Origin of the sequence: Ruminococcus sp. OA3 (assembly GCF_022440845.1) — a bacterium.
Taxonomy (GTDB): domain Bacteria; phylum Bacillota; class Clostridia; order Lachnospirales; family Lachnospiraceae; genus Ruminococcus_G.
The window spans coordinates 558,813-584,019 of the sequence record NZ_JAKNTO010000001.1; the positions used below are offsets into that span (position 1 = coordinate 558,813).

The window sequence follows — 25,207 nt, forward strand, 5'->3', positions numbered from 1 at the left end:
TTTGCTTTACGAGGTGGCGTTCGGAGACAATCATATTCCGAGGAGGGATTATTATGACATGGAGAGAAAAATGTATCCCTGCATTGATTGCAGCCCACGTCTTTTTATCGCCGCAGCACTTTTCCCGTTTTGAGGAGGCTTTTCACATGCTGAAAGACCGGCCTTTTTTTAACAAGGGTGTATGCAAGTACGCATTCATGGCCGCACTTGACCAGGAACACTATAATGAGTTCAAAGACCTTGTGGAATTCATGATCAATGAAAAAGCCGTCACTGCCTCTTACATGATAAAACGGCAGAAAAAACTGCTGACATGTCTCTGTGACACCAACGAAAAGACAATCTGTAAGTTGATCATCCAATTCCTGGAACATCCTGAACAGACACCCTCCGAATCATTTATCCTGGAACTTTCCTCTGCCTGGGTCCCTATCGGCGACTCCACACTGGAATCCAGCTATGTCATTGATTCACTTTAACTGAAAACGCGTTTTGGGTGTGCAAAAGCCGAACTAACAAGAGCAGGTATCCATAAGGACTACCTGCTCTTTTGCTTTCGCTGTATGACCGGAATTATTTCAGGTTAACTTTAGCACCTTCAGCTTCCAGTTTTGCTTTGAGTTCTTCAGCCTCAGCTTTTGCTGCTGCTTCTTTGATCACTTTCGGAGCTCCGTCAACGATCTCTTTCGCTTCTTTCAGACCAAGTCCTGTAGCTTCACGAACTACTTTGATAACTTTAACTTTGTTTGGTCCTACTTCTGCAAGTTCTACATCAAACTCATCTTTTTCTTCAACTGCTGCTGCATCACCTGCACCTGCTGCTGCCACTACTACACCTGCTGCTGCAGATACACCAAATTCTTCTTCACATGCTTTTACCAGATCGTTTAACTCTAATACAGTTAACTCTTTAATAGCTTCAATAAATTCAGCTGTTGTTAATTTTGCCATTTTATTTTCCTCCATATAATTTTATTTTTGTTTGATTATTTCTCCCCGGTACTTTAACCGGAATATACACTTCTACTCTTCTGCAGCTGCAGGTTGTCCTGCTTCAGCAATCTGATTAAGCACACGAGCGAAGTTTGTGATTGGAGACTGAATGCTTCCAAGCAGTTTTCCAAGCAGTTCTTCTCTTGAAGGAACGCTTGCAAGAGCCTGCATGCCAGCCTGATCATTGTAATTTCCTTCGATTACGCCTGCAACCATTTCCAGAGCCGGGTACATTTTTGCGTATTTAGCCAGGATTCTTGCCGGAGCTGTCGCATCTTCACTGGAAATCGCGATTGCGTTAGTTCCATGCAGATGTTCTGAAAGACTTTCACAGGCTGTTCCCTTGAATGCAAAGTTCATCATTGTATTCTTGTACACTTTGTACTGAATACCGGCTTCCCTTAATTCCTTACGAAGAATTGTATCCTGCTCAACAGTAAGTCCGCTGTAATTCACCAGTACGACTGCCTGAGCGTCTTTAATGCTATTTGCAATTTCTTCTACGATCGGTTGTTTCAGTTCTACTTTTGCCATAAAACGGTGCACCTCCTTATATTATTTTGTTGTACACGCTTCAAGATATAAAAAGACCCTCACTTCGACAGTGAGGGTGAAAGATTCTTAAGGTAAGAATGATCTCTCCTCGGCGGGTGAATGTCTCTTTATGCCATGAGGCACCCGCTGTCTTCGGCGTGATACTTGAAATACTATAGCATCCGTAAGACAGATTGTCAAGATTATTTACAAAATTTTACGCCTCCATAACTTTCGCTCCTGCTGGGGCTGCTACCTGCTACGGCTTCAGTAGATTGGCTGGTATCAAGGTAAGATTAAACATTTTAAATATAATGGAAATTTTAATGTTTAATTTCCATTATAACCTTAACACACTCATTACAATTTTTTCTTTTATCCACATTATAAATATGGCATATAATTTTTTTGCTTTTTGCCAACAGTTCTGCTACCCCAGCACTGTAATATCTCGGAACGTACCCCAATACTTTTCCTGTGAAATCTAACAACTGTACTGCATTCTGATCATATTGATTATCTGGTTCTCTTTTTAGATAAACTTCATCTCCTCTGGTAATCTCCACGGCTCCGGAGCAATCCTTCCCATCACAATCCAGATAATGCCTGACACCCGCCATGTAAAAAATCCGTGTCAAATCATTTTCCATGTCTAAAATCGGGTCAATAAATTCAAGACTGTCAATCGGAAGCCTTGCACCACTTCTCTTTAACAATAAATACTCATCATATTCTTCGAGTCCGTATTTGTTCAAAATATCACGAATATTCTTTCTTCTTTTGTCGGGCAACCGACTTACAAAAATCGAGAAAAGTTTATCATCTTTATAAACCTTATTTAAATCAGGAAAACAAAGCAAGGGAATAAACCCATCAGCGATTGCAGATCCCACTTCCTCGCAATATCGAAATTCATATTGACTATTTTTAGTTAACTGTCCAACAATGTACTGTTTTCTGGACTTCTCTGATTTCCAAATCAAGTACAGATAATCTTTTCCGCCTTTAACTGACATATTACCCCTCCCTTTTTCCATAAATTCCAGTCATTAATTGTACTTTTGATAATAAAAATCTTAATATTAGATCTCTTTTTTTCTTTGGGAGTATTTCCTTGTATTTGTCTAATATAGCACAGATAGCTTCTTCTGTCACACACGTCTCAATCTTTTCTACAATATCAATTGTTTCTTTGTAATATTTTTCTCGCAGAAACTTTAGTACATCTAACTGAGTCGGTTGTTTCTTCTCCTTATTCCCAATACGTATTAAAGACCTTGACTTTGTATCCACAAGAGACTTCCACAAAAGTTGGTCATTTCCTAAGTACTGATCTATTTTTGAATCCTTAACATATGCACAAAGAGATGAACTATTATCATATAATGGGCTTAACCTAAGTACTTTATTTTCCATTATTAATGCCCAATTGCTTTGATGGCGATCTGTATTGCCGATCAGAAAATCAAAAACGAGAACAGGCAAGAAATCGTCAAAAAGTTTTAATGGTTGTAACACCCGTTGTATCATTTCTATTGAATACTTATCCCCCGTCTTCATATCTGATAACGTGTCCGCGTCAAAATTGTTATATTCTAAACTAATACAGTAAATACCTTCAATAAGTACCATCCCTTCATGGTCAATAATATTATAACTCATGGAACCTTCTCTGCCTTTATAGGTACCAACCTCAAATTTGGCGCAGGGAATCCCTATTAATTGTGCCAATTCATATGCAACACACTCCGAGATATGATCTGTCGTTGTTATATCTTTCTTGTATTTAAATAGCCCTATCTGGTTTGTATCAGGATTCATTAACCATAATTTTTCACTTCTGCCACTCCCCTCTGAAGCCCCTTCATATTCTTTCCAAAAAGAAAAATCTTTCATTAGCAACTCCTCCTTTACCTTGACCAATCAAGAACATTTGTTCTTATATGGTAGCACGTATTTTCTGGTATTACAATACCATTTTTATTCGATTTAAGATTTTTTGAAGATCCGATCCTGCAGCGTTGTATCGCAGCATCTACTTTTACGTTAGCGAAATTTTTTATATAATAGGAAAATGGAGAACTTTATGTTCTCCGTCCCCTATCCATAATCTTACAGAATACAACTCCCACCACCGTGCTGATCAGTGTCGCCACAATTGCGGGGCCAACGATCGCCGTGGGATTCACGCTTCCATACTGGCTCCTGTATGCGATGATGTTCACCGGGATCAGCTGCAGAGAAGAAATATTGATGATTAAAAACGTACACATTTCATTACTCGCTATCCCCTTTGACTGTACTGGTCCCGATATCTTCCCTCCTCTTCTGTCCTCATCAAGATTCGCCAGCTCTTCCATAGCCTTCAGCCCGGCAGGCGTGGCAGCCCAGCCCAGCCCCAGAAAGTTGGCAATCATATTAGTAGAAATATGATCCCGCGCCGGATGGTCTTTTGGTATCTCCGGAAACAAAAAAGACAGTATCGGACCCATTTTCTTCGTCATGCGTTCCAGGATTCCCGCACCCGTGGCAATCTCCATGATGCCTGACCACAATCCCATAATTCCAAGCATGGTGATCGCAAGGGTCACCGCCTCCTTTGCCGAAGAAAGCGCAGCCTCCGAAACTTCCGGAAAACGGCCGGTAGCCGCACCGTAGGCAATTCCCAGAATTATCATTCCCGCCCATAATACATTTAACATATCTTATCTGCCATTTCGTTCTATTTCTACCACTATATGCTTTTCTTTTAAAAATCAGTATCTCCTGAAGCTTTTCCACATATAATGAAACAATTTAACGGATAGAAAACGAAAGGAAGGGCCATGTCTTATCAGAATCATTTGCAGGAAATCCGCCGGAAATATCAGACTGATCCAGAAAGCGGGCTCACAGAAGAAGAAGCCGGGCGGCGGAAACGGGAGCAGGGAGAAAATGTACTTTACCATCCCAAACCTCCTTCAGCCGCAGCCAGATTCGCCGGGCAGCTGAACGATCCACTGATTTTTATCCTGTTTGCCGCCGCGATCATCTCCGTTATGCTGGCTGAATATGGTGACACTCTTATCATACTGGCTGTTATCCTGCTAAACGGACTGGTAGGCATGATACAGGAAGGCAAGGCACAGAAATCTCTGGAAGCCCTGAAAAAACTGACCAGCCCGGAAGCCATTGTAAAACGTGACGGCATCTACAGAAAAATACCGGCTGCCAGCCTTGTTGTGGGCGATATTGTCAGCCTGGAAGCGGGATGCCAGGTTCCGGCTGATATTGAACTGATCTCCGCCTCGAGTATTAAGCTTGAAGAGTCGGCGCTGACAGGAGAATCTGTCCCGGTAGAAAAAGAAGTCCCCGATATGGTTTATATGTCAACAAGCGTGGTCTATGGCCGGGGCGAGGGTGTCACTGCAGCTACCGGAATGCAGACCAAAATCGGCAGCATTGCCAAAATGATCGCGGAACCGGCCAGAGAAATGACCCCGCTTCAGAAACGCCTGGAAAGCCTGGGCAAAGCCTTAAGTATCTGTGCCGTGTTCCTGTGTATCTCGCTTTTTATTATCGCTATTCTGCAGAAAAGAGATATACTTGAAATGCTGATTACCGCCATCTCACTGGCAGTCGCCGCCGTCCCGGAAGGACTGCCTGCAGTTGTCACCATCGTTCTTGCCCTGAGTGTTTCCAGGATGGTCAGAATCAACACCATTATCCGCAGGCTTCCGGCAGTTGAAACACTCGGCTCAGTCAACGTCGTATGCTCCGACAAAACAGGAACATTGACCCAGAACCAGATGACTGTCGTACAATGCTATACCCGCGGTACCATGTATGTGCCCGAAAGCATGGATCCTGACCGGCATCATGCTTTTTTTGAGGGCTTTGTTCTGTGCAACGACGCCATGTATTCCAATGGCCGGCCCATCGGCGATCCCACGGAAACCGCACTTCTTGATCTTGGCATGAAGGCAGGTTTCAGAAAAGAATCTCTGGAAGAACAGCGGCGCCGGATCGATGAAATCCCTTTCGACTCGGGCCGCCGCATGATGACTACGGTTCATTGGAAGGGCAGCCGGAAAATTTCATATACCAAGGGGTCCTGCGAAGAACTGCTGGCACACTGTGACCGTATTCTGACTGCCACCGGACCAGAGCCCATGCAGACACGTGACAGAGATGCCATCCGCACAGTACTGCAGGAAATGAGCCGGGATGCACTCCGGGTTCTCGCCCTGGCGATGGCGGAGGATGTATCCTCCCCGCGTGAGGAAAACCTGACGTTCGTGGGACTGGTCGGCATGTCAGATCCTCCACGACCGGAGGTTCCTGAGGCAGTCAGGCGTTTCCGGGAGGCCGGAGTCCGGACTGTCATGATAACAGGGGATCACGCCGACACTGCCTTTTCCATTGCGAAACAGCTTTCAATCGCAGATTCCAGGACAGAGTGCATAAGTGGCCAGGAGCTCGAGAATCTGACGGATTCGGCACTCGCACAAAATATCGAAAATTACAGTGTATTTGCCAGAGTTTCTCCGGCACACAAAGTGCGTATCGTAAAAGCTCTGCGCAGTAAGGGCTGCATCACCGCCATGACGGGGGACGGCGTCAATGACGCACCCGCGCTCCGGGCAGCAGATATCGGTATTGCCATGGGCAAGAACGGAACCGATGTCGCCAAAAACGCAGCGGACATTATTCTCACCGATGATAACTTTGCCACAATAGAGCGGGCGATCGAGGAAGGGCGGGGAATCTATGAGAACATAAAAAAATCCGTCCTCTTTCTCCTCTCCTCCAACTTTGGTGAGATCATCACCATGTTTCTGGCTGTGATTGCAGGGCTCGCTTCGCCGCTGAAAGCCAGTCATATCCTGTGGGTCAATCTGATCACCGACTCACTGCCGGCGCTTGCGCTTGGTGTAGATGAAAATGACCGCCGGATCCTGATGGAAAAACCTCCTCGAAGCGCCAAAGAAAGTCTGTTTGCCGGAGGCGGGCTTTTCTGCACTCTGTTCTATGGGTGCCTGATCGCGACAGTCAGTTTAACCGCGTATTTCAGCGTTCCCTTCAGCTGCCTGGGTCAAAGCAATACACCCGTCACACTGGAGAATCTGCGTATAATGCTGAGTGACCCGCAGGTACTGATGCGGGCTCAGACTTATGCCTTTACGGTTCTGGGAATCTCAGAACTGTTTCACGCCATCGGCATGCGCAGTGTGGAAAAATCACTGTTTCGAACAAATCCTTTTTCAAACCCGCTGATGATACTTGCCCTGCTCCTCGGAATATTCCTGCAGGTCGCAGTGACAGAGTTTCCTGTCCTGACTTCCATGTTCGAAACGGTACGTTTAAGCCTGGGCGAGTGGATCGGGCTGATCCTGCTCTCAGCCACCCCAATGTTAGCACACGAATTTTTACTGTTTGATCCGGGAACACTCTTACAAAAATTTCATAAACGCCAGGACCATAAGCAGAAATCCACTGATCCAGGAAAGGTTTAAAGACAATTTTTCAGCCAGCCGGTTTCCCAGCAGGCTGCCTCCCAGGATCGCCGCGGCTCCTATTACAAGTGACATAACGGACGTCAGGACTGGATTCGGAGTCATGACACCTGCTCCGAATCCGGCTGCTGCGCTGTCCAGAGACAATGCAGTCCCCAGCGATACCGCCTCCTTTACCGACAGAACGCCGCTTTTATCAGCGTCCGCCTTATCAGGATCAGCGTAAATCTTCAGAATAAAACAAAATTCCAGAAATGAAAACGAAATCTCGGGGGCATGTTCCCCGTTTTTTCGAATCAGGGTTTTGATATAACTGTCGAATATCTTTATCATGCCGAGCCCGAACAGCACTGCAAAACAGAAAATCCGGACAAAACCGGATGGGATCAGCGGAACCAGAAGACTGCCGATCAGCAGAAATATCAGCAGAATACTTGCAGAGATCAGATCCATGACCGCCATGGAAGATACAGGTATCTTCACACGGTTAGTCCCATATGCAAAGCTGGCCACAAAGGCATCGACAGAAAGTGCGGTGACAAGAACCAGCGCCTCCAAAAAGCCAGAAAGAAAGAAATTCATATTACACATCCAAAGTACTATTCTTAATATCATATGTAAATTATGAAAAAGTGCCAGACACGTATAACCAGCCGTCCAAATGACCATCCTATCCTAATAAGGAATTTATGCAGACTCAGGAGGGAACACCATTGATACAGCTGGAAAATATATATAAAAATTTTGGCGACGCCCAGATACTAAAGGACATTAACCTTCACATTAAAGAAGGCGAAAAACTGGTCATTATCGGTCCTTCCGGTTCAGGTAAAAGTACTTTGATCCGCTGCATGAACTGTCTGGAGGAACCGACATCAGGCCGCATTCTGATCGACGGAGAAGTTCTTACCAAAAAGAACCGGACAGCCGTCAACCGGGAACATTCTTCCATGGTTTTCCAGCAGTTTAACCTGTATCCGCATCTGACCGTCTTAGAGAACCTGACATTAGCCCCTGTGAAACTAAAGCACCGCAAAAAAAAGGAGGCAGCGGAAGCCGCAATGCATTATCTGGACAGGGTTGGACTCGCCGAAAAGGCTGCTGCATATCCACCCAGCCTGTCCGGAGGCCAGCAGCAGCGGATCGCAATCGCACGCGCACTTGCCACCCAGAATAAAATCATTTTATTTGATGAGCCCACTTCTGCGCTGGACCCTGAAATGGTTCAGGAAGTACTGGACGTCATGGTCAGTCTGTCAAAAGAAAATAATTTTACGATGGTAATCGTAACACATGAGATGGGATTTGCCCGTCAGGTTGCAGACCGGGTAATTTTTCTTGAGAACGGGGTGATTGTCGAGGAGGGCGCCCCCGATCACTTTTTTGACCATCCCCAAAATGAGCGCACAAGAGAATTTTTAAGTAAAATTATCAGATGAGGAATTGCGTATGAAAAGACTTAAACATACCGCCGTACTGTTGACAGTTATTTTAACAGGTATACTGTTTCTGGCAGGCTGCAGTATAAAAAAAACAGAAAATCGCCCTACCATAACTATCGGATGCAAAAACGATGTTCCGGGTTTCGGTCTTCTGGATACTACAACAGGGGTGATATCCGGATTTGAAATTGATGTTGCATCTGCTGCAGCCCGCATCATATACGGGGACGACGTGGAGATACGCCTGCAGCCCGTAACAGCAAAAACCAGAGGCCCACTCCTCGACACCGGGGAACTGGACATGGTTGCAGCTACTTTCACAATCACAGATGCCCGCAGTAAATTTTTCAACTTTACGCAAAGCTATTATACGGACCACATAAAACTGATGGTCCGGAAAGCCTCCGGCATTCGTTCTTTTGCAGATCTGGACGGCTGTACCATCGGTGTATCACAATCCTCCACCTCCCGCCAGGCATTAGAAACTGCCGCCGACGAACAGGGTATGACTCTGTCTTTCAGCGAATACGGTGGATATCCTGAAATTAAAGTAGCTCTTGATTCGGGGCGTGTGGATTGTTTTGCTGTGGATGGCGCAATACTGAACGGCTACCTGGACGAATCCGCGCTCATTCTTCCCGATGAATTTGAATCTCAGGAATATGGTATTGCCATTGCCAAATACAACAGTGATCTGGCGGAAAAGGCGGATGCTGCCCTCACCGAGATGAAAAACAACGGTGATATTAAAAAACTTATGGAGAAATGGGGGATTACTTAATGCGCGGTATATTTTCAGCAGAAAAATGGGGGGTGCTGGCTGATAATCTGGGAAATTTTGCTGAAGGGTTTGGCATGACTCTTTTTATCGTTTTTTTCGGACTTCTGCTGTCACTGACACTTGGCATCCTGTTCGGTATCCTCTCAGTGAGCCGTCTGAAGATTCTGCGCGCTTTGGCACGCATTTATGTGGAGTTTTTTCAGAACACTCCGCTGCTCGTGCAAATATTTTTCCTGTACAACGCACTTCCATACCTTGGCACCGTCATGCCAGTCACATTAATCGGAATTCTGGGACTTGGTTTTTATCATGGCGCTTACATGTCCGAAGTCGTCAGGACCGGTATCACAGCGGTGCCCGCAGGACAGGCAGAGGCCGCCGTCTCCCAGGGATTCGGACACCTGGAAATGATGCTGTTCATCATTTTTCCGCAGGCACTTAAGGTAATGCTTCCTCCTCTTGCAAATGTCTCATCCAACCTGATTAAAAACACTTCGATCCTGGCCGTGATAGCAGGTGGGGACCTGATGTACCAGGCTGATTCCTTCGCCGCATCCACCCTCTGCTATGGTCCTGCATATGTGACCGCCGGAATACTGTATTTTATCATCTGTTTTCCGCTCACCCGTCTGTCCATCTATATGGAACAGCGATTTAAGGAGGTACGTTAAATGTCTTCGCTTTTACATGTAATGGAGTCTGTCTTTACACACGGAAACGTTCTGTACCTGCTGCAGGGACTTTTCACCACGCTGTTTGTTGCCGTTATATCTGTATTCTTAAGTATGATCCTGGGAACAGTATTTGCCCTGCTGCGGACTTACGGTAACCGTCTGTCTCGCGCGGTATCTTCTGTTTACATTGAGATTTTCCGAAATACCCCTCATCTGCTCTGGGTATTCGCGATCCGTTTCCTGATACGTATACCGGCGCCATTTGATGCTCCTGTGTACTCCGGAATCCTGTCATTTACCCTGTTTACAACAGCCGGTATGGCAGAAATCATCCGTGGCGGTCTGAATGCCATTCCCTCCGGTCAGTTTGAGGGGGGATATTCTCAGGGATTTAACTTCCCTCAGACTTTAAGGCTGATCGTCCTTCCGCAGTGTTACCGTGCCATCATCCCGGCCATGCTGTCCCAGGTGATCACGGTCATCAAAGACACTTCTTTTCTGGCACAGGTGGCTATCCAGGAATTTTTCAACAACAGCAAATGGATCATGTCAGCTCAGGCAGACAGTTCTGTCGATCAGACATTACGGGTTTTTGTAATCTTTGGATTCGTCGCTCTGGTATACTTCATCATTAATTTTGCCCTCTCATATATTGTCCGCAGCCAGAAAAAAAACCGTCTGGAGATCCGGTACTGACCCGGTTCCAGACGGTTTCTTACTCTTTTTCATCCAAAAGCTGTTGATAAATCTCTCTTTTTCCAACGCCGCGGTCCTTCGCCACCTGTTTCATGGCATTCTTTCTGTCCATCCCCCGGCTCTCATAATATTCCATATGGTCTTCAAGCGGCATCATAAGCCAGGATTCTCTCGTCTCCTCCTCGATCAGAGCTCTGCTCTTGCCTTCGATCACAAGCACACATTCCCCTCTGACACCTTCTTCCCGGCAGCGCTTCAGTGCTTCCGGTATCGTTGTCCGAAATGCCGTCTCGTGGCGTTTGGTCAGCTCCCTGACAAGAGCCATCCTCCTGTTTCCAAGTACCTCCTCAAGCTCCTCCAGTGTTTTTACCATACGATGCGGCGCCTCATACATAATAATCGTGCGCGTTTCTTCTTTCATCTCCTCCATTACAATCCGCCGCATTTTTTTATCCGCGGGCAGAAATGCTTCAAATGCAAATCTTCTGGTGGAAAGTCCGGAGAGTGTCAGGGCTGTGATACAGGCCGCCGGTCCCGGCAGGGAGGTCACAGAAATACCGTTCTCATAACACATATCCACCAGTTCTTCACCGGGGTCGGAGATTGCCGGTGTCCCCGCATCTGTGATCAGTGCGATCTGTGAGCCAGACAGCATTTTCTCAACCAGCTGCTTCCCCTTTTCAATCTTATTGTACTCATGATAACTTGTCATCGGAGTTTTGATATCAAAGTGATTCAAAAGTTTGATACTGTTTCTCGTATCCTCCGCGGCAATCAGGTCTGCTTCTTTCAAAGTCCGCAGAACACGCAGCGTAATGTCCTCCAGATTGCCGATTGGTGTTGCGCAAAGATAAAGCCTGCCTTCCATATCTTGATCTCCTCTTAATCCGTCTTCAGACCCGGTCATAGATCCTCAGGATATCATCCGTATAAAGTCCCGGTTCGCGGTACACAACCAGCGGTTTTTCTACGGTAATCCTGGGATTCCCTCCGCGCAGCGCCTCGATCAGCACCATATTGGGTTCCTTATCCATATATGGATGAACCAGCTGCATTCGTTTTGGCTCCAAACCGCATCGCACCAGTCCCGTCATAATCTCTGCCAGCCGAAATGGGCGGTGTACCATAAAAAACCTGCCTCTCTCTTTCAGCAGTGAAGCTGCCTGGGATATGATGTCTTCCAGCGAACAGAGTACCTCGTGACGCGCGATCATCTTGGGAAGATGCTCATTTTTCAGCCCATGTCCACCCGTCATATAGGGCGGATTCACTGTAACGACATCAAAAGAGGCCTTACCAAATATGGCAGCGGCCTCTTTTATATCTCCCGTAACGATACTGATATCCTTTTCCAGATGATTATACGCTACACTCCGTTTCGCCAACGCCGCGCTTTTTTCCTGTATCTCCAGCCCGGTGATATGGATCTTGTCATGCCTGGCACGCAGCAAAATGGGAACAATCCCATTACCGCATCCCATGTCCAGCACCTTTTCTCCAGGTTTTATCCTGGCATACCACGCCAGAAGCACCGCATCAATCCCAAAGCAAAAATCATTAACATCCTGTATCAGCTTATATCCATTTTGAAGGTCATCCAGACGTTCTTCTTCTGCCATTAGAACTTCCATCTCCGTACGGTCTCCTTTTACTTTTCCAGCTCCGCAAGTGCCTTCAGTTCATCAGCAGAAAGCTTTACCTTGTCTTTTTTATTCTGTTTCGGCCTGAATTTCAGCTCTTTAACTTCATATTCACGGATCTCTTTTTCTTCTCCGTCATCCACCAGCACCTTGACAAGCTGTCTTAAGACACTTACACTCTGAACTTCGCCCCGCAGCCCCTCCGGTGTGAGCACCTGATCTCCGTTATTCGGAAGCTTTTTGTTCAGATATTCATACGTCTCCTGCTCATTTTTCAGGCAGCACATCAGTCTTCCGCATACACCCGATATTTTAGTGGGATTCAGTGAAAGATTCTGCTCCTTGGCCATCTTGATCGAAACGGGTGCAAATTCTGACAGATACGTATGGCAGCAAAGCGGTCTGCCGCAGATACCGATTCCACCCAGAATCTTCGTCTCATCTCTGACACCAATCTGCCGAAGTTCGATCCTTGTCTTAAATACCGATGCCAGATCCTTTACAAGTTCCCGGAAATCAATTCTGCCATCAGCAGTAAAATAGAACAGTACTTTATTATTGTCAAATGTATATTCAGCATCGATCAGTTTCATATCCAGATCATGCTTTTTAATCTTTTTCTGACAGATTTCAAAAGCTTCCTTTTCTTTCCTGCGGTTGTTTTCTTCTTTCTCACTGTCCTTAGGCGTAGCGATCCGAATCACATCCTTAAGCGGCTGTACAACCTGTGATGACTCCACTTCCTTCGGTCCCAGCACAACGTGGCCGTATTCCACTCCTCTTGCTGTCTCAACGATTACGTAATCTCCGTTTTTTATATCAAGATTTTTCGGATTAAAGTAATATACCTTGCCCACGTTGCGAAACCGGACTCCGATTATTTTTGTCATATTCTAGTTCTCCCTGATCGTCAGGAACAGCAGCTCCATAGTGAGATCAAAATTTACGTTGGCACGCAGTCTTACCTTTGCCTTTTCAATGGCCTCGATAATCGTTTCCAATCCCTCATAAGAACTTTTTCTTGCCCGTTCCTTGATATAATTGATTTCATGTTTAAACACCAGGCTGTCTACCTCCCTGGTCGCCTTGAATAAAAGTACATCCCGGAACCACATTAGAAACAGGTCAAGGTAATCATTGATATTCTGCCTGTCCTGTGTCAGTTCTTTTACTGCATCCACCATTTCATATAATTCTGTCTCGCCGGAATGGCACAAAATCTTAAGCGCAGTATCTGCGAGCTCTGAAAACTCCTCGCTTGTGGCTATTTTTTCGGCTTTCCCGATATTCCCCTGTGCCAGAGATGCATCGACTTCCGCCTGATAATCAGGAATATGCAGTCTCTCCATAAGGTATTCCTTGACCATATCGTCACCAACTGCCTTCAGCGTTAATGTCACACATCTCGACGAAATCGTCGGGAGCAGCGCCTCAATATTATTCGTCAGAAGCAGGATAACCGCATATGCCGGCGGCTCCTCAATCGTCTTCAGCAGTGCATTCTGCGCCTGAAGCGTCAGAAGCTGTGCATCATTGATAATATATATTTTATAAGGGCTGCTGTACGGACGAATGTCCACATCGGAGGTCAGCTGTTCGCGAATCTCTTCTATACCTATAGAGTTCGGTTTTTCATGTGTTATGTTTATGATATCAGGATGATTCTTACTCAACGCTTTTTTGCAGGAGGCGCATTTCAGACAGGGGTCTGCCCCTCTCTCCTCACACTGCAGTGTCATGGCAAACATCGTCGCCAGAAGTTTTTTACCGGATCCCGTTTCTCCCTCGAATATATACGCGTGAGAAACTTTATCGGATTCGATCGCATTCTGCAGATGCGCAATAATATCCTTGTGCCCAATCACACTGTCAAATCCAGACATTTCTCCACCTCCTATCACGAACAGTATAACATATCTTTCAAGTACTTTTCAATCTCTGCAAGACATGTCTGTCGATCATCATTGATAAACCTTCTGCCAATTCCAGCCGCCTTTATTTTTTCCTCACTGAAATCTTCGCAGTCAGCTACAAAACGCCTGCACATCTCCGCATATTTCGGTTCTTTCTGCTTCCGTTCCCGAATCAGCGCACGCTGCAGGCGTTCGCCGTCCTCCACTTCCACATAAATCGGACAGATTTTCTCCGCCCCGTAATAATGCTTTATTCTTTCATATGATTCAAGCGTTCCGATTCCAAGATAATGATGTCTCGACAAGTCGATCTGTCCGTCGTCCACAGTAAAATATGTCCAGACCCCATGCACAGTATAATAAGAACGGGATTCGATGATCCTGCCTTCCCGTTCAATCTGCTGATATTGTCCGTCATCTACAAAGTAGTATTCCCTGCCCGGCTCCTCTCCATCCCGTATGGGCCGCGTTGTATACAGGATGATACGCTTCAGGCCAAGATCTCCCCTGGCAAGCAGATATTCATAGATACTGTCCTTTCCCGAAGCGCTTTTTCCCATGATATAAAATATCTTTCCCATATTCCCCCTCGTTATCGGTCTTTACACTTTAAATCTGTACCCCACACCCCAGATGGTCTCAATATACTGAGGCTTAGCGGTATTGAATTCTATTTTTTCCCTGATTTTCTTAATATGCACGGTAACCGTGGCAATATCGCCGATAGATTCCATGTCCCAGATTTTACTGAACAGCTCATCCTTCGTAAATACATGGTTTGGATTCTGTGCAAGAAAAGTCAGCAGGTCAAACTCTTTCGTGGTAAAATTTTTCTCTTCCCCGTTCACCCAGACCCTTCGGGCTGTCTTGTCAATCTTGATTCCTCTGATCTCGATGATATCATTCTCCGGAACCCCGCTCCCGATCAGACGCTCATAGCGGGCCAGATGTGCCTTGACACGTGCAACAAGCTCACTCGGGCTGAAGGGCTTCGTCATATAATCATCGGCTCCGAGTCCAAGTCCCCGTATCTTATCAATATCGTCTTTCTTCGCCGATACCATAATGATAGGCGTATTCTTTTTATCCCGTATTCTCCGGCAGATCTCAAAGCCGTCTACCTCCGGAAGCATCAGATCCAGGATAAACAGATCGAAGTCCTCCTCCAGCGCACGTTTCAGCCCGATATCTCCCTGGTGCTCAATCTCCACCTCAAATCCGCTGAGTTCCAGATAATCTTTCTCCAGATCTGCAATCGCCTCTTCATCTTCCACAATCAATATTTTACTCATCTGCCGGTACCTCCTGAAATTTTCTAAGTACAAAATACATTGTTGTTCCTGTGCCAAGCTGGCTGGTTGCCCACACTTTGCCCCCGTGATCCTCCAGAATCTTTCTCACAATAGAAAGTCCGATTCCGCTTCCTCCTTTGGACGAATTGCGCGACGCATCCGTCCGGTAAAATCTGTCAAAAATATTCGTCAGATCTTTTGTTGAAATTCCCCTTCCGTTGTCCTCAATCTCGAACTGCACAAAGTCTCCCACATCTCTGAGGCGGAAGGAAATTTTTTTGTATTCCTTGTTCATATACTTCAGTGAATTGCTTATAATATTGTTGATCACGCGTTTAATCTGTTCAGCATCTGCTATGACAGCGACTTCCCGTTCCAGACAATTCTGATATTCCAGTTCAACATTTTCTGATTCCAGTTCCAGGCTGATATCCTCAATGCAGTCATCGAAGTAGTCTCTGATGTTGATCTTACTGAACGTATAGGGAATCCTGTTCGTATCAATTTTCGAGTAAAATGTCAGTTCATTGATCAGGCGGTCCATCTCGTTTGCCTTCGTATAAATGGTTCGGATATATTTATCCATTTTTTCAGGTGTGTCTGCAACACCATCCATGATGCCCTCCACATAACCCTTAATGGCCGTAATAGGAGTCTTCAGATCATGTGAAATATTACTGATAAGTTCTTTATTTTCCTGATCAAATACAACCTTTTCCTCTGCCGAATCTTTCAGGCGTTTTCGCATCTCTTCAAAATCTTCACACAATGCATTGATCTCATCCACGCCGTTTCCCTCAACGGTAAAATCAAGGTTTCCTTCTTTGATATTGACAGCAGCCTTTTTCAGCTGATTTAAGGGGCCAATGACTCCCCTGTATATCCAGAGACTCAGGCAAAGGCTGGTGATGATCAGTACGATCATGATAACCACAGCCATCTCGACGAGCAAAACCTTCATCTGCGGCATAAACGAATCTGCCTTCGTGACGATAAATGCACTTCCCTTAGACCTGTCTGCAAATAAAAAGTCTGCCTGCTTAACCAGCGCCTGCACATTGCCGCCTATATAAACACCGCTGTCAGAGCCGGCTCTGGCATCACCGTACTCCGGAAGCAGTTCAAACAATTCCTCTGTATCATCATCTGTACCGCAGTAATAAACGGCATCATCTTTTCTGACCAGGAGAAAGGAATACATATTTCCGAGCCGGGAATTCAGCGTGTTCAGATAATTACTCTGTTCAAAGACCCCTGGATCCTTCTGTGTCTTTTCCTGAACCATCGCAAACGTATCCTGGGTGATCTTGCTGAGCATCATGGTACTGTTTGACAGATTCTCATAGGAAACGTCTATTCCATATTCTTCCTGAATCGTCTTTATCTGATACTGTGCGAAACCATAAAAAGAAATTCCGGTCAGCGTCAGCGGGACCAGAACTATAACAAAAAAGGTTATGATAATTCTTGTCTTGAGTTTCATTTGTTTCTCTCTTTCCAACAGTCAGCACGCAACCTCGGCAGCTTTCGCTCCCTCGGTGTTCGTTGCACTCACATGCACCCTGCCATGAGCTGACTCGTCTGCAAGCAGACGGTCTCCTCCTGTCAGTCTGCGCAACCTTTCCGCTCCGAACGCAACCTCGGCAGCTTTCGCTCCCTCGGTGTTCGTTGCACTCACATGCACCCTGCCATGAGCCGACTCGTCTGCAAGCAGACGGTCTTCTCCTGTCAGTCTGCGCAACCTTTCCGCTCCGAACGCAACCTCGGCAGCTTTCGCTCCCTCGGTGTTCGTTGCACTCACATGCACCCTGCCATGAGCTGACTCGTCTGCAAGCAGACGGTCTTCTCCTGTCAGTCTGCGCAACCTTTCCGCTCCGAACGCAACCTCGGCAGCTTTCGCTCCCTCGGTGTTCGTTGCACTCACATGCACCCTGCCATGAGCTGACTCGTCTGCAAGCAGACGGTCTTCTCCTGTCAGTCTGCGCGTTCGTCGCTATGCGTTCATTATAGCACACAGTTGTGGTTTAACAAAAGAAAACCTTTCTAAACATTTTATGAAAACAGCCGCCGCATGGCAGCGGCGGCTTAAATCTCAGTTATCGAATATTTTACAGGTATTTTTTCAGCTCGTCCACTTTATCCAGTCTCTCCCACGGAAGATCCAGGTCATTGCGCCCGAAATGTCCGTATGCGGCTGTCTGCTTATAGATCGGGCGGCGAAGATCCAGCATTTTAATGATGCCGGCAGGCCTCAGGTCAAAGTTCTCACGGATGATCTCCACCAGTTTACCGTCAGAGATTTTGCCTGTCCCGTCTGTGTCCACCATGACAGACGTAGGATGAGCTACACCGATCGCATAGGAGAGCTGTATCTCACATTTATCCGCCAGTCCGGCAGCCACAATGTTCTTGGCAACATATCTTGCTGCGTACGCTGCGGAACGGTCTACCTTCGTACAGTCCTTTCCGGAAAAAGCACCGCCGCCGTGACGCGCATATCCGCCGTACGTATCCACGATGATCTTACGTCCTGTCAGTCCGCTGTCCCCATGCGGACCCCCAATTACAAATCTTCCTGTCGGATTGATGAAATACTTCGTATCTTCATCTACCATATCGGCGGGAATGATCGGATTAAACACATACTTTTTAATATCTTCATGGATCTGCTCCTGAGCCACATCCGGATCATGCTGTGTGGAACACACAACTGCATCCAGACGGACTGGCTTTCCGGCTTCATCATACTCAACACTGACCTGTGTTTTTCCGTCAGGTCTCAGATAAGAAAGTGTTCCGTCCTTACGAACTTTCGAGAGCTGCAGCGCCAGTTTATGGGCGAGTGCGATCGGATACGGCATGTACTCTTCCGTCTCATTTGTCGCGTAGCCAAACATCATTCCCTGATCTCCGGCTCCGATTGCTTCAATCTCGGCATCAGACATCGTATTTTCTTTTGCCTCCAGTGCTTTATCCACACCCATGGCAATATCCGTCGACTGCTCATCGATCGCGGTGATCACACCACAGGTATCGGCATCAAACCCAAATTTTCCTCGTGTATAACCGATCTCTCTGACTGTATCACGAACAATTTTCTGAATATCAACATACGCAGACGTCGTAATCTCACCCATTACCAGAACCATACCTGTAGTCGTACATGTCTCGCATGCCACGCGGCTCATCGGATCCTGTTTTAACAGTTCGTCCAGAATGGCATCTGATATCTGGTCACACATTTTATCCGGATGTCCTTCCGTTACAGACTCGGATGTAAATAACAATTTTTCCATGCTTCATTCTCCTTTGTCGTTTTGCTTTTCTGCTAAAGCTCCCATGCCGGAACGCGGTTGTTTCAGCAATCACATTGCCTTGGCGCGAAGTGTGTATCCTGCGGAGCGTTTTTTATGATACAGGAAACACAGTTGCCTGTATCATAAAGAAAGTCCACCTAATTCAGGCGGACTTAATCATTTTCATCAAATCCCCTTATTGTTCGAAATTACTCGCTCAGGTTGGCACCTTCCACTGCGGGGGTTGCCGTGACTTCACAGATCCTTTGTATCTCCATCACTCTGAATAAGAGAAAAGCAAATATTTTATTTATACCTACGTACTATAACGCTTTTTTTATAAGGCGTCAAGTACTCTGCCCATACAAAATATCCCATTTACGTATTTTTTACCTTCTTGCTCCTGAAACTTGATTTTACACATGGACAATCCTATACTTACTTAAAGAACCGAAAGGGCAATGATCCCAGCTGTCAGATGCTAAAGGACAGAGACAGTGCCCCCGGTCCGTTAATCTGTTCCCGGACAAAAGATAACACAAAAAGTCGGGTGAAGTTAAGATAAACATTGTAAGATGAAATCACAGACAGGGAGGTAACAGTTATGGGCTGGGTAGAGGACATCGGCAAAGCTGTCAGCTATATCGAGAAAAATATCACTGCTGAACTTACCATTGATGAGATCGCGAAGCAGACATTGGTATCACCGTTTTATTTTCAGAAAGGTTTTGCCATACTTTGTGATTTTACGGTTGGAGAATACATCAGACGGCGCAGGCTTACCCTTGCCGGCAGTGAGCTTGTCTCCACTGATGCAAAAATCATAGACATTGCGCTTAAATATGGTTACGATTCCCCGGACAGTTTCACGAAAGCGTTCTCACGTTTCCATGGCGTTACACCTACTGCTGTGCGAAGAGACGGGGCAATGATTAAAATGTTCGCCCCTCTAAAAATTAAATTTTCACTGGAAGGCGGTTATATTATGGATTACAAGATTGTTGAAAAAGACTCTTTTACTGTTGTGGGGGTATCGGGAATATTCAAGTACGACAGTGCGGCTGAAGAGATACCGAAATTTTGGACTAAGCACTATCAAGCCGACGCGGACACTATAGGCGGGAATTATGGCATCTGCGGTATGTATGGGGTGAGTATTGACGAAAGCATGGAAGGCAATGAATTCGAATACCTGATCGCAGATAACTATGATCCGTCGGCAGAGACACCTGAGGGTCTTGCCACAAAGATCATTCCCAGGCACACATGGGCCGTCTTTGCCTGTAAAGGACCAATGCCCGTTTCCCTGCAGGATGTAAATAAAAAAATCTTTTCAGAATGGCTGCCAAACTGCAAAGATTATGAAATCGCTGCAGGGTATAATATTGAAATGTACAGCGACTGCACAGATTTTGCAGACGGTACACAGGATGAGAACTATTACAGCGAAATCTGGATACCTGTTAAAAGGAAATAGCGAAAGGCTGATTTACAGGGGCGGTATTATTGCCGCCCCATCCTCACATCACAAGCTGCAGGATCATCTGCACCAGCCAGAAGCCACAGAACAACAGCATTCCCAAATTTACCACAATCGTTTTAAATCGTTTTCCTTTCGGTATCGTCACTTCTCCGGGCATAAGTCTGAATTTTCTGCGAAAAACGATCAACAGTACAATTCCGGCTATCACAATCCCAAATATCAACAGCACATATCCCCCTGCCAGGGCAATTCCCGGCAATACAGACTGCATTGCGGCCATTCCCTCTGCCGGGCTGTTCTGATATAACTCCACTGCCTTTTCCATCTCGCCAACATCAAAGGCTTCCATCACCCAGGTTGCGACCACGCTTCCCAGGAAATTAATCAGCATATGCAGTATGACCGTATACCGGATTCTCCCGGTTTTTACATAGATGAAAGCAAAGAAGATTCCCAGCAGGAATGCGTAGGCAAACTGATTCAGATTACCGTGAAACAGTCCGAACATCAATCCCGAGATCAAAACAGCCACGCCTTCCCCGTATACTGCTGTCCGGTCAATCAAAAGCTTACGGAATATAAATTCTTCGTAAACAGGTGCACAGAGTACCATTAGCACAAAAATAACCCAGCGGTTTGTACCGACCACGGCATCCGCCATAACATTGCTCACCCCGGACCCTTTTAAAAAACCGATGATCGCAGTTATGAATGTCCCCGCCAGATTACTCACATATAGAATCGCATAAGACATGATAAAAGCCACTGTCATCTGCCCCGCCGACATCTGCCGCTGAGTTATCACTTTTTGTGGCTTCACACGGGTTATGATTAAAATCATCAGAGGCATCGCAACCAGATACATCGGCAGCGAACTCACCAGCAGGGAACCCGTATTGTTCCCCAGCCATTCTGGTTTCCACCAGCTGATCAGCACGACAGACACTCCCTGTATTGCAACAATCAGTAATGTCCCTATAAAAAATGCTATTCCAATCTTAGAAAAGTATTTCCTGTCCTGTCTCGTCACAACCGGCATTTCCCGCAATCCCAAATCCTCCTGCATCATATTCCTCCCATCAAAGCAGATTATGTTTTATTATAACATATCATTCGTGTGCAGAACGATATACCCGGTAAATTTTTATCATTTATTTAAGGAAAGAAAAGAAAATCTTAAGATTCTTCCTGTATACTGCCGTTAGAGAGGTGAGTATATGGATAAGATATCAATTGTCATACCATGTTTTAATGAGGAGGAGGTACTCCCGGCATATTTCGAGGCAATGGAGAAAGTAATGGGTCAGATGGACTCATGCAGTTTTGAGCTGCTGTTTATCGATGACGGTTCCAGCGACCGTACTCTTCCGGTTTTAAAAGAACTGAATCAAAAGGACAAGCGCTGCAAATACTTTTCATTTTCCAGAAATTTTGGAAAAGAGGCCGCTATCTATGCTGGTCTTTCCAATGTTTCAGGAGATTATGTTGCAGTTATGGACGCAGATCTTCAGGATCCCCCGTCGCTGCTGCCGAAAATGTATCAGATTTTGAAAACCGAAGACTACGACAGTGTCGCTACGAAGCGTTCCAACCGCGACGGAGAGCCCGTGGTCCGTTCGTTTTTATCCAGGGAATTCTACCGGTTCATCAACCGTATTTCCAGGACTGAAATCGTAAACGGCGCCAGAGACTACCGTTTGATGAAGTCCGGTATGGCAAAAGCCGTTGTCTCAATGAGCGAATATAACCGTTTTTCCAAGGGAATCTTTGAGTGGGTTGGGTTTCGCACCAAATGGCTGGAGTATCCGAATATCGAACGGGCAGCAGGCGAGACCAAGTGGTCTTTAAAAAAACTGTTCTGTTATTCACTGGAGGGAATCACCGGTTTTTCTGTTGCACCGCTGTCGCTGGCATCGTTTGCCGGTGTTGCGTTCTGCGGCCTTGCATTCCTGATGATCATCATTATCATAATAAAAACACTATTGTTCGGCGACCCGGTCGGCGGTTGGCCGTCACTTGCCTGCCTGATATTTTTTGTCAGCGGGATTCAGCTGTTTTGTACAGGTATTGTGGGACAATACCTCGCCAAAACATATTTGGAATGTAAACACAGGCCAATTTTTATTTTAAAGGAATCCAGCGAAAAAGCAGTTGAATGCCAGAACGCCGGAGGGAACCCTTATGAAGCAGCATGACGATACTTTTAGCAGAAACAAGCACATTATGTGCGGTGTTCTGCTAGCATCCGTCCTGATTCTTGGCTGTGCCTGCGTGCTGAGTAACGGCATTTTCGGTTCCAAAGTAGACTGGATCAGCCAGCACAGCGTACTGCCGGATTATTTCCGGCAGCTGTTCTATAAGACAGGGCAGCTTTTTCCAAATTTTGCTCCGGACATCGGCGGAGGGCAGAACATCTATAATTTTTCTTATTACGGTTTGTTCAGCCCGCTGATCCTGATGTCGTATATGCTTCCATTCGTGAAGATGGCAGATTACATCATGGCCGTCAGTGTTCTCGGGCTTGCAGCTTCTGTTTACCTGTTTTATACCTGGCTGGTAAAACGGGGTTTTTCGGTCTGGATCAGCTTTAGCTGCTCACTGTTGTTCCTGCTGGCAGCTCCCATGATTTATCACTCTTATAATCAGTGGATGTTCATAAATTACATGCCATTTCTGTGTCTTGGTTTTCTGGGAACAGACCGCTTGGTCGACCGGCGCAGGTCCGGATTGCTGATCGTGGCTGTATTTCTGATGATCATGACGAGCTTCTACTTTTCAATAGGCGGTATGGGTGCTCTATTTTTATATGGACTGCACCGCTTTCTTCAGGAAAACAAAGCACCGCTCACTGCTTCCCTGTGGATACAGAGTATTACCAGGCTTCTGTGCCCCCTGATAGCCGCAGTATGCATGGCCGGCATTTTGCTGATACCTTCAGCAGCCGCGATTTTCGGGAGCAGCAGACCGTCTTCGCAGACCGTCTCCGCCGCACAGCTGCTGATACCGGAACTGAAAATCATGCGCCTTCTGTACAGCCCCTATGGACTGGGGCTGACTTCACTTGTCGTGACAGTTCTGATAACAGGAGCGTTCTGGAAGAGGGCAGGCGAGCGGATTTTAATCTGGGGACTGATCGCCCTTTTCATAATCCCTGCCGCAGGATATCTGCTGAACGGCGGACTGTATGAAAAGGATAAGGTGTTTATTCCCTTTCTCCCGCTTCTATGCTATGTTATTGCATATTATATGAAGAAGGTATATCAGGTCAAAGCCAACGGCTCTTTCCGGGCAAAAATGCTGTACCTGCTGCCATATCTGTTCGTCATTTTTTTATTGTTTATCAGCAGACATCAGGAGCAATACCAGAATTACTGGAAGTTTATCCTTATCGACGCAGCCGTTCTGCTTGCAGCGATTTGTCCCTGTCTCTATCTGAATAAACTGACCGCACCTCTTCCGGTACTCCTGTCATGCGGCTTTCTGTTCAGTTACTGCATGATCTATCACGGTGCCGCAGATATGGCCGTATCACGTGAATTTTATGAGGAACTTACCAGTTCCGATATTTCTGATACGATTTCCTCCATCGGCGATGATCTGTCCGGATTTCGTCTGGAACAGAGCGGAACGCACACAGAAAATTCTGCAAACTTTAACAGGGTGCATGCTGACGGTCAGAAGATCTCCTCTCTGTATTCTTCAGCCTGCAACCCGTATTACAGAACATTCCGTGAGGAAACATTTGATCTGGAACAGCCTTATCGCAACTATCTCATGCAGGGCGTATCCCAGAATCCCCTGTTTCGACGGCTGATGGGAGTAAAATATATCCTGAGTGAGGATGCACAGTTCGATTATCAAAAACGGAGCACTGAAAACGGCATATCTGTCTGGGAAAATAGAAATACAGCTCCCATCGGTTATGTCACTGACCGTCTGATCTCAGACCAGGATTACGAAAATTTAAGCTTTCCTCACAGTCAGCTCATATTTTCTCAGGCATCTGTTGTCCCGGATTCCAATATCCCGGCGTCAGGAAAGTCCGCTCAGAAAAAAATTGATGTCAGCGCCACACAGTTCGTTCTTCCGAAACAGAAGGACTCCGTCCTGGATATTCAGGCCACCGACTCAGGGTACGAGATTCACGCCGCTAAGAAAGCCAGGATCGATGTCCAGCTTCCGGATGGAACAAAATCGGGGGATCTGCTGTTTCTGCAGTTTCAGATAGAAAACCTGAATCCCGAAAAGGATATCTCCATCAAAATCGGCACAGTCAACAACAAGCTTACAAGTGTAAATCACGATTATTATAACAGTAATACCACTTTTACCTATGTACTCGGGATTGGAAACGGCAAAACCTCCCTTCCTGTCACATTCAAAAAGGGAGATTACCGGATCACTGATATGCACGCCTGCTCTGTCAGCTCAGATGTCCTGAACGACAACAGCCTTTACAGCCAGCCATTTCAAATCGACGAAGCCCAAAGCGGAGGTGATGTGATGACGGGTACTGTCACTGCAGAACAAAGCGGCTGGTTTATCAGCTCTGTCCCATATGACCGTAATTTTAAAATCACTGTTGACGGACAGACCGTCCAGCCGCAGAAAGTCAACACTGCATTCCTGGGATTCCCGCTTGCGCAGGGTGAACATCAGATTGAGATCCGTTACCGCGCCCCGGGAAAAACAGCCGGCTGGTTCTGCACTTTCACAGGAATTCTGCTCTGCATCTTCTGTGTGCGTCAGCGCCGGTCACCGTTAAATTCATGAACTGCATCAATCATTGCAACAATATTTTCCACCGGTGTACCGCATTGAACGATATGAATAGAATTAAATATATAACCGCCGCCCCAGAAAGTAATATCTTTACCGTATTCATCTTTCAGTCTCTGCGGATCCATCCCGAGTGCAGAGCACTGTACTGGATGGGGCGCCTTTTTAAAAAGCTAACCGGTTACGGCG

General features: G+C 46.2%; 25 protein-coding genes, 1 riboswitch and 1 other annotated feature. Of the genes, 9 read left to right on the plus strand and 16 right to left on the minus strand.

Annotated features, from left to right (window positions below; genetic code table 11):
• Window positions 1-53: 53 nt before the first annotated feature.
• The gene (locus MCG98_RS02640; protein ID WP_240300323.1) at window positions 54-479 is read left to right on the plus strand and encodes a hypothetical protein; all 426 of its coding nucleotides are present in this window, start codon (window positions 54-56) and stop codon (window positions 477-479) included.
• Between the two features lie 94 nt (window positions 480-573).
• On the opposite strand, the gene rplL is transcribed toward MCG98_RS02640, so the two are convergent.
• From rplL to MCG98_RS02665, 5 genes are all read right to left on the minus strand, one after another.
• The gene (gene rplL / locus MCG98_RS02645; RefSeq protein WP_240288998.1) at window positions 574-951 is read right to left on the minus strand and encodes a 50S ribosomal protein L7/L12; all 378 of its coding nucleotides are present in this window, start codon (window positions 949-951) and stop codon (window positions 574-576) included.
• Window positions 952-1,023: 72 nt separating this feature from the next.
• Window positions 1,024-1,527 (minus strand): 50S ribosomal protein L10, encoded by a 504-nt coding sequence (rplJ, locus tag MCG98_RS02650; protein WP_240288997.1) that lies wholly within the window; start codon window positions 1,525-1,527, stop codon window positions 1,024-1,026.
• A 41-nt stretch (window positions 1,528-1,568) separates the two neighbouring features.
• Window positions 1,569-1,702: a sequence feature (ribosomal protein L10 leader region), on the minus strand.
• A gap of 148 nt (window positions 1,703-1,850) precedes the next feature.
• A complete protein-coding gene (locus tag MCG98_RS02655) occupies window positions 1,851-2,543 on the minus strand; it encodes an HIRAN domain-containing protein (RefSeq protein WP_240288996.1) in 693 nt (230 codons plus the stop codon).
• A gap of 1 nt (window position 2,544) precedes the next feature.
• Window positions 2,545-3,423, minus strand: coding sequence for a HipA domain-containing protein (locus MCG98_RS02660; protein WP_240288995.1), 879 nt, complete (start codon window positions 3,421-3,423; stop codon window positions 2,545-2,547).
• Window positions 3,424-3,611: 188 nt separating this feature from the next.
• Complete coding sequence (locus MCG98_RS02665; RefSeq protein ID WP_240288994.1) at window positions 3,612-4,229, minus strand: nucleoside recognition domain-containing protein; 618 nt, start codon at window positions 4,227-4,229, stop codon at window positions 3,612-3,614.
• A gap of 123 nt (window positions 4,230-4,352) precedes the next feature.
• Between MCG98_RS02665 and MCG98_RS02670 the strand changes: the two genes are divergently transcribed.
• Window positions 4,353-7,022 carry a cation-translocating P-type ATPase gene (locus tag MCG98_RS02670; RefSeq protein WP_240288993.1) on the plus strand — a complete coding sequence of 890 codons (2,670 nt, stop codon included), beginning with the start codon at window positions 4,353-4,355 and terminating at the stop codon, window positions 7,020-7,022.
• Here MCG98_RS02670 and ytaF read toward each other — a convergent pair.
• On the minus strand, window positions 6,960-7,604 hold the full coding sequence (gene ytaF, locus MCG98_RS02675; RefSeq protein ID WP_240288992.1) for a sporulation membrane protein YtaF: 645 nt from the start codon (window positions 7,602-7,604) through the stop codon (window positions 6,960-6,962). The genes MCG98_RS02670 and ytaF overlap by 63 nt on opposite strands.
• A gap of 131 nt (window positions 7,605-7,735) precedes the next feature.
• Here ytaF and MCG98_RS02680 point away from each other — a divergent pair, with 131 nt between their 5' ends.
• Genes MCG98_RS02680 through MCG98_RS02695 form a run of 4 tightly spaced genes read left to right on the plus strand, consistent with a single transcriptional unit; the run spans window position 7,736 to window position 10,615 of the window.
• Entirely contained in the window at window positions 7,736-8,461 is a 726-nt protein-coding gene (locus MCG98_RS02680) for an amino acid ABC transporter ATP-binding protein (protein ID WP_240288991.1), read from the plus strand.
• A gap of 10 nt (window positions 8,462-8,471) precedes the next feature.
• Entirely contained in the window at window positions 8,472-9,245 is a 774-nt protein-coding gene (locus MCG98_RS02685; RefSeq protein WP_240300324.1) for a transporter substrate-binding domain-containing protein, read from the plus strand.
• On the plus strand, window positions 9,245-9,916 hold the full coding sequence (locus MCG98_RS02690; protein WP_240300325.1) for an amino acid ABC transporter permease: 672 nt from the start codon (window positions 9,245-9,247) through the stop codon (window positions 9,914-9,916). Before MCG98_RS02685 ends, MCG98_RS02690 begins: the two co-directional genes overlap by 1 nt.
• Window positions 9,917-10,615, plus strand: a complete 699-nt coding sequence (locus tag MCG98_RS02695) for an amino acid ABC transporter permease (RefSeq protein ID WP_345891613.1) — start codon at window positions 9,917-9,919, stop codon at window positions 10,613-10,615.
• A gap of 19 nt (window positions 10,616-10,634) precedes the next feature.
• On the opposite strand, the gene rsmI is transcribed toward MCG98_RS02695, so the two are convergent.
• The 9 genes from rsmI to metK all read right to left on the minus strand — a co-directional run bounded on the left by rsmI (window position 10,635) and on the right by metK (window position 18,756).
• Window positions 10,635-11,483 carry a 16S rRNA (cytidine(1402)-2'-O)-methyltransferase gene (rsmI, locus tag MCG98_RS02700; protein ID WP_240300326.1) on the minus strand — a complete coding sequence of 283 codons (849 nt, stop codon included), beginning with the start codon at window positions 11,481-11,483 and terminating at the stop codon, window positions 10,635-10,637.
• Window positions 11,484-11,508: 25 nt separating this feature from the next.
• Window positions 11,509-12,246, minus strand: coding sequence for a tRNA1(Val) (adenine(37)-N6)-methyltransferase (locus tag MCG98_RS02705; RefSeq protein WP_240300327.1), 738 nt, complete (start codon window positions 12,244-12,246; stop codon window positions 11,509-11,511).
• A 17-nt stretch (window positions 12,247-12,263) separates the two neighbouring features.
• Window positions 12,264-13,145 (minus strand): stage 0 sporulation family protein, encoded by an 882-nt coding sequence (locus MCG98_RS02710; RefSeq protein ID WP_240300328.1) that lies wholly within the window; start codon window positions 13,143-13,145, stop codon window positions 12,264-12,266.
• Between the two features lie 3 nt (window positions 13,146-13,148).
• On the minus strand, window positions 13,149-14,138 hold the full coding sequence (gene holB / locus MCG98_RS02715; protein ID WP_240300329.1) for a DNA polymerase III subunit delta': 990 nt from the start codon (window positions 14,136-14,138) through the stop codon (window positions 13,149-13,151).
• Window positions 14,139-14,152: 14 nt separating this feature from the next.
• Window positions 14,153-14,749 carry a guanylate kinase gene (locus MCG98_RS02720; protein WP_240300330.1) on the minus strand — a complete coding sequence of 199 codons (597 nt, stop codon included), beginning with the start codon at window positions 14,747-14,749 and terminating at the stop codon, window positions 14,153-14,155.
• A 21-nt stretch (window positions 14,750-14,770) separates the two neighbouring features.
• The gene (locus MCG98_RS02725) at window positions 14,771-15,460 is read right to left on the minus strand and encodes a response regulator transcription factor (RefSeq protein ID WP_028529604.1); all 690 of its coding nucleotides are present in this window, start codon (window positions 15,458-15,460) and stop codon (window positions 14,771-14,773) included.
• Window positions 15,453-16,943, minus strand: a complete 1,491-nt coding sequence (locus MCG98_RS02730) for a HAMP domain-containing sensor histidine kinase (protein ID WP_240300331.1) — start codon at window positions 16,941-16,943, stop codon at window positions 15,453-15,455. The genes MCG98_RS02725 and MCG98_RS02730 overlap by 8 nt, the downstream gene beginning before the upstream one ends.
• 21 nt (window positions 16,944-16,964) lie before the next feature.
• Window positions 16,965-17,384, minus strand: coding sequence for a hypothetical protein (locus tag MCG98_RS02735; RefSeq protein ID WP_240300332.1), 420 nt, complete (start codon window positions 17,382-17,384; stop codon window positions 16,965-16,967).
• 184 nt (window positions 17,385-17,568) lie between these two features.
• Window positions 17,569-18,756, minus strand: a complete 1,188-nt coding sequence (gene metK / locus MCG98_RS02740; RefSeq protein WP_240300333.1) for a methionine adenosyltransferase — start codon at window positions 18,754-18,756, stop codon at window positions 17,569-17,571.
• Between the two features lie 193 nt (window positions 18,757-18,949).
• Window positions 18,950-19,049, minus strand: a riboswitch (SAM riboswitch).
• 311 nt (window positions 19,050-19,360) lie between these two features.
• On the opposite strand from metK, the gene MCG98_RS02745 reads away from it, so the two are divergent.
• A complete protein-coding gene (locus tag MCG98_RS02745; protein WP_240300334.1) occupies window positions 19,361-20,233 on the plus strand; it encodes an AraC family transcriptional regulator in 873 nt (290 codons plus the stop codon).
• Between the two features lie 43 nt (window positions 20,234-20,276).
• On the opposite strand, the gene MCG98_RS02750 is transcribed toward MCG98_RS02745, so the two are convergent.
• On the minus strand, window positions 20,277-21,308 hold the full coding sequence (locus tag MCG98_RS02750; RefSeq protein ID WP_240300335.1) for a type II CAAX endopeptidase family protein: 1,032 nt from the start codon (window positions 21,306-21,308) through the stop codon (window positions 20,277-20,279).
• A 148-nt stretch (window positions 21,309-21,456) separates the two neighbouring features.
• Here MCG98_RS02750 and MCG98_RS02755 point away from each other — a divergent pair, with 148 nt between their 5' ends.
• Both MCG98_RS02755 and MCG98_RS02760 read left to right on the plus strand, forming a co-directional pair.
• Complete coding sequence (locus tag MCG98_RS02755; RefSeq protein ID WP_240288951.1) at window positions 21,457-22,434, plus strand: glycosyltransferase family 2 protein; 978 nt, start codon at window positions 21,457-21,459, stop codon at window positions 22,432-22,434.
• A complete protein-coding gene (locus MCG98_RS02760; RefSeq protein WP_240288952.1) occupies window positions 22,421-25,012 on the plus strand; it encodes a YfhO family protein in 2,592 nt (863 codons plus the stop codon). Before MCG98_RS02755 ends, MCG98_RS02760 begins: the two co-directional genes overlap by 14 nt.
• Window positions 25,013-25,207 lie beyond the last annotated feature (195 nt).

What these genes read in the sequence shown, in the direction of transcription:
- MCG98_RS02705 (WP_240300327.1), bottom strand. Translation starts at nt 12,246, where the DNA reads ATGGAAGTTCTAATGGCAGAAGAAGAACGTCTGGATGACCTTCAAAAT.
- MCG98_RS02660 (WP_240288995.1), bottom strand. Translation starts at nt 3,423, where the DNA reads ATGAAAGATTTTTCTTTTTGGAAAGAATATGAAGGGGCTTCAGAGGGG.
- MCG98_RS02745 (WP_240300334.1), top strand. Translation starts at nt 19,361, where the DNA reads ATGGGCTGGGTAGAGGACATCGGCAAAGCTGTCAGCTATATCGAGAAA.
- MCG98_RS02730 (WP_240300331.1), bottom strand. Translation starts at nt 16,943, where the DNA reads ATGAAACTCAAGACAAGAATTATCATAACCTTTTTTGTTATAGTTCTG.
- MCG98_RS02695 (WP_345891613.1), top strand. Translation starts at nt 9,917, where the DNA reads ATGTCTTCGCTTTTACATGTAATGGAGTCTGTCTTTACACACGGAAAC.
- rplJ (WP_240288997.1), bottom strand. Translation starts at nt 1,527, where the DNA reads ATGGCAAAAGTAGAACTGAAACAACCGATCGTAGAAGAAATTGCAAAT.
- MCG98_RS02755 (WP_240288951.1), top strand. Translation starts at nt 21,457, where the DNA reads ATGGATAAGATATCAATTGTCATACCATGTTTTAATGAGGAGGAGGTA.
- MCG98_RS02760 (WP_240288952.1), top strand. Translation starts at nt 22,421, where the DNA reads ATGAAGCAGCATGACGATACTTTTAGCAGAAACAAGCACATTATGTGC.
- rsmI (WP_240300326.1), bottom strand. Translation starts at nt 11,483, where the DNA reads ATGGAAGGCAGGCTTTATCTTTGCGCAACACCAATCGGCAATCTGGAG.
- MCG98_RS02690 (WP_240300325.1), top strand. Translation starts at nt 9,245, where the DNA reads ATGCGCGGTATATTTTCAGCAGAAAAATGGGGGGTGCTGGCTGATAAT.
- rplL (WP_240288998.1), bottom strand. Translation starts at nt 951, where the DNA reads ATGGCAAAATTAACAACAGCTGAATTTATTGAAGCTATTAAAGAGTTA.
- MCG98_RS02640 (WP_240300323.1), top strand. Translation starts at nt 54, where the DNA reads ATGACATGGAGAGAAAAATGTATCCCTGCATTGATTGCAGCCCACGTC.
- MCG98_RS02720 (WP_240300330.1), bottom strand. Translation starts at nt 14,749, where the DNA reads ATGGGAAAGATATTTTATATCATGGGAAAAAGCGCTTCGGGAAAGGAC.
- MCG98_RS02710 (WP_240300328.1), bottom strand. Translation starts at nt 13,145, where the DNA reads ATGACAAAAATAATCGGAGTCCGGTTTCGCAACGTGGGCAAGGTATAT.
- MCG98_RS02670 (WP_240288993.1), top strand. Translation starts at nt 4,353, where the DNA reads ATGTCTTATCAGAATCATTTGCAGGAAATCCGCCGGAAATATCAGACT.
- MCG98_RS02725 (WP_028529604.1), bottom strand. Translation starts at nt 15,460, where the DNA reads ATGAGTAAAATATTGATTGTGGAAGATGAAGAGGCGATTGCAGATCTG.
- MCG98_RS02665 (WP_240288994.1), bottom strand. Translation starts at nt 4,229, where the DNA reads ATGTTAAATGTATTATGGGCGGGAATGATAATTCTGGGAATTGCCTAC.
- MCG98_RS02750 (WP_240300335.1), bottom strand. Translation starts at nt 21,308, where the DNA reads ATGATGCAGGAGGATTTGGGATTGCGGGAAATGCCGGTTGTGACGAGA.
- metK (WP_240300333.1), bottom strand. Translation starts at nt 18,756, where the DNA reads ATGGAAAAATTGTTATTTACATCCGAGTCTGTAACGGAAGGACATCCG.
- holB (WP_240300329.1), bottom strand. Translation starts at nt 14,138, where the DNA reads ATGTCTGGATTTGACAGTGTGATTGGGCACAAGGATATTATTGCGCAT.
- MCG98_RS02655 (WP_240288996.1), bottom strand. Translation starts at nt 2,543, where the DNA reads ATGTCAGTTAAAGGCGGAAAAGATTATCTGTACTTGATTTGGAAATCA.
- MCG98_RS02685 (WP_240300324.1), top strand. Translation starts at nt 8,472, where the DNA reads ATGAAAAGACTTAAACATACCGCCGTACTGTTGACAGTTATTTTAACA.
- ytaF (WP_240288992.1), bottom strand. Translation starts at nt 7,604, where the DNA reads ATGAATTTCTTTCTTTCTGGCTTTTTGGAGGCGCTGGTTCTTGTCACC.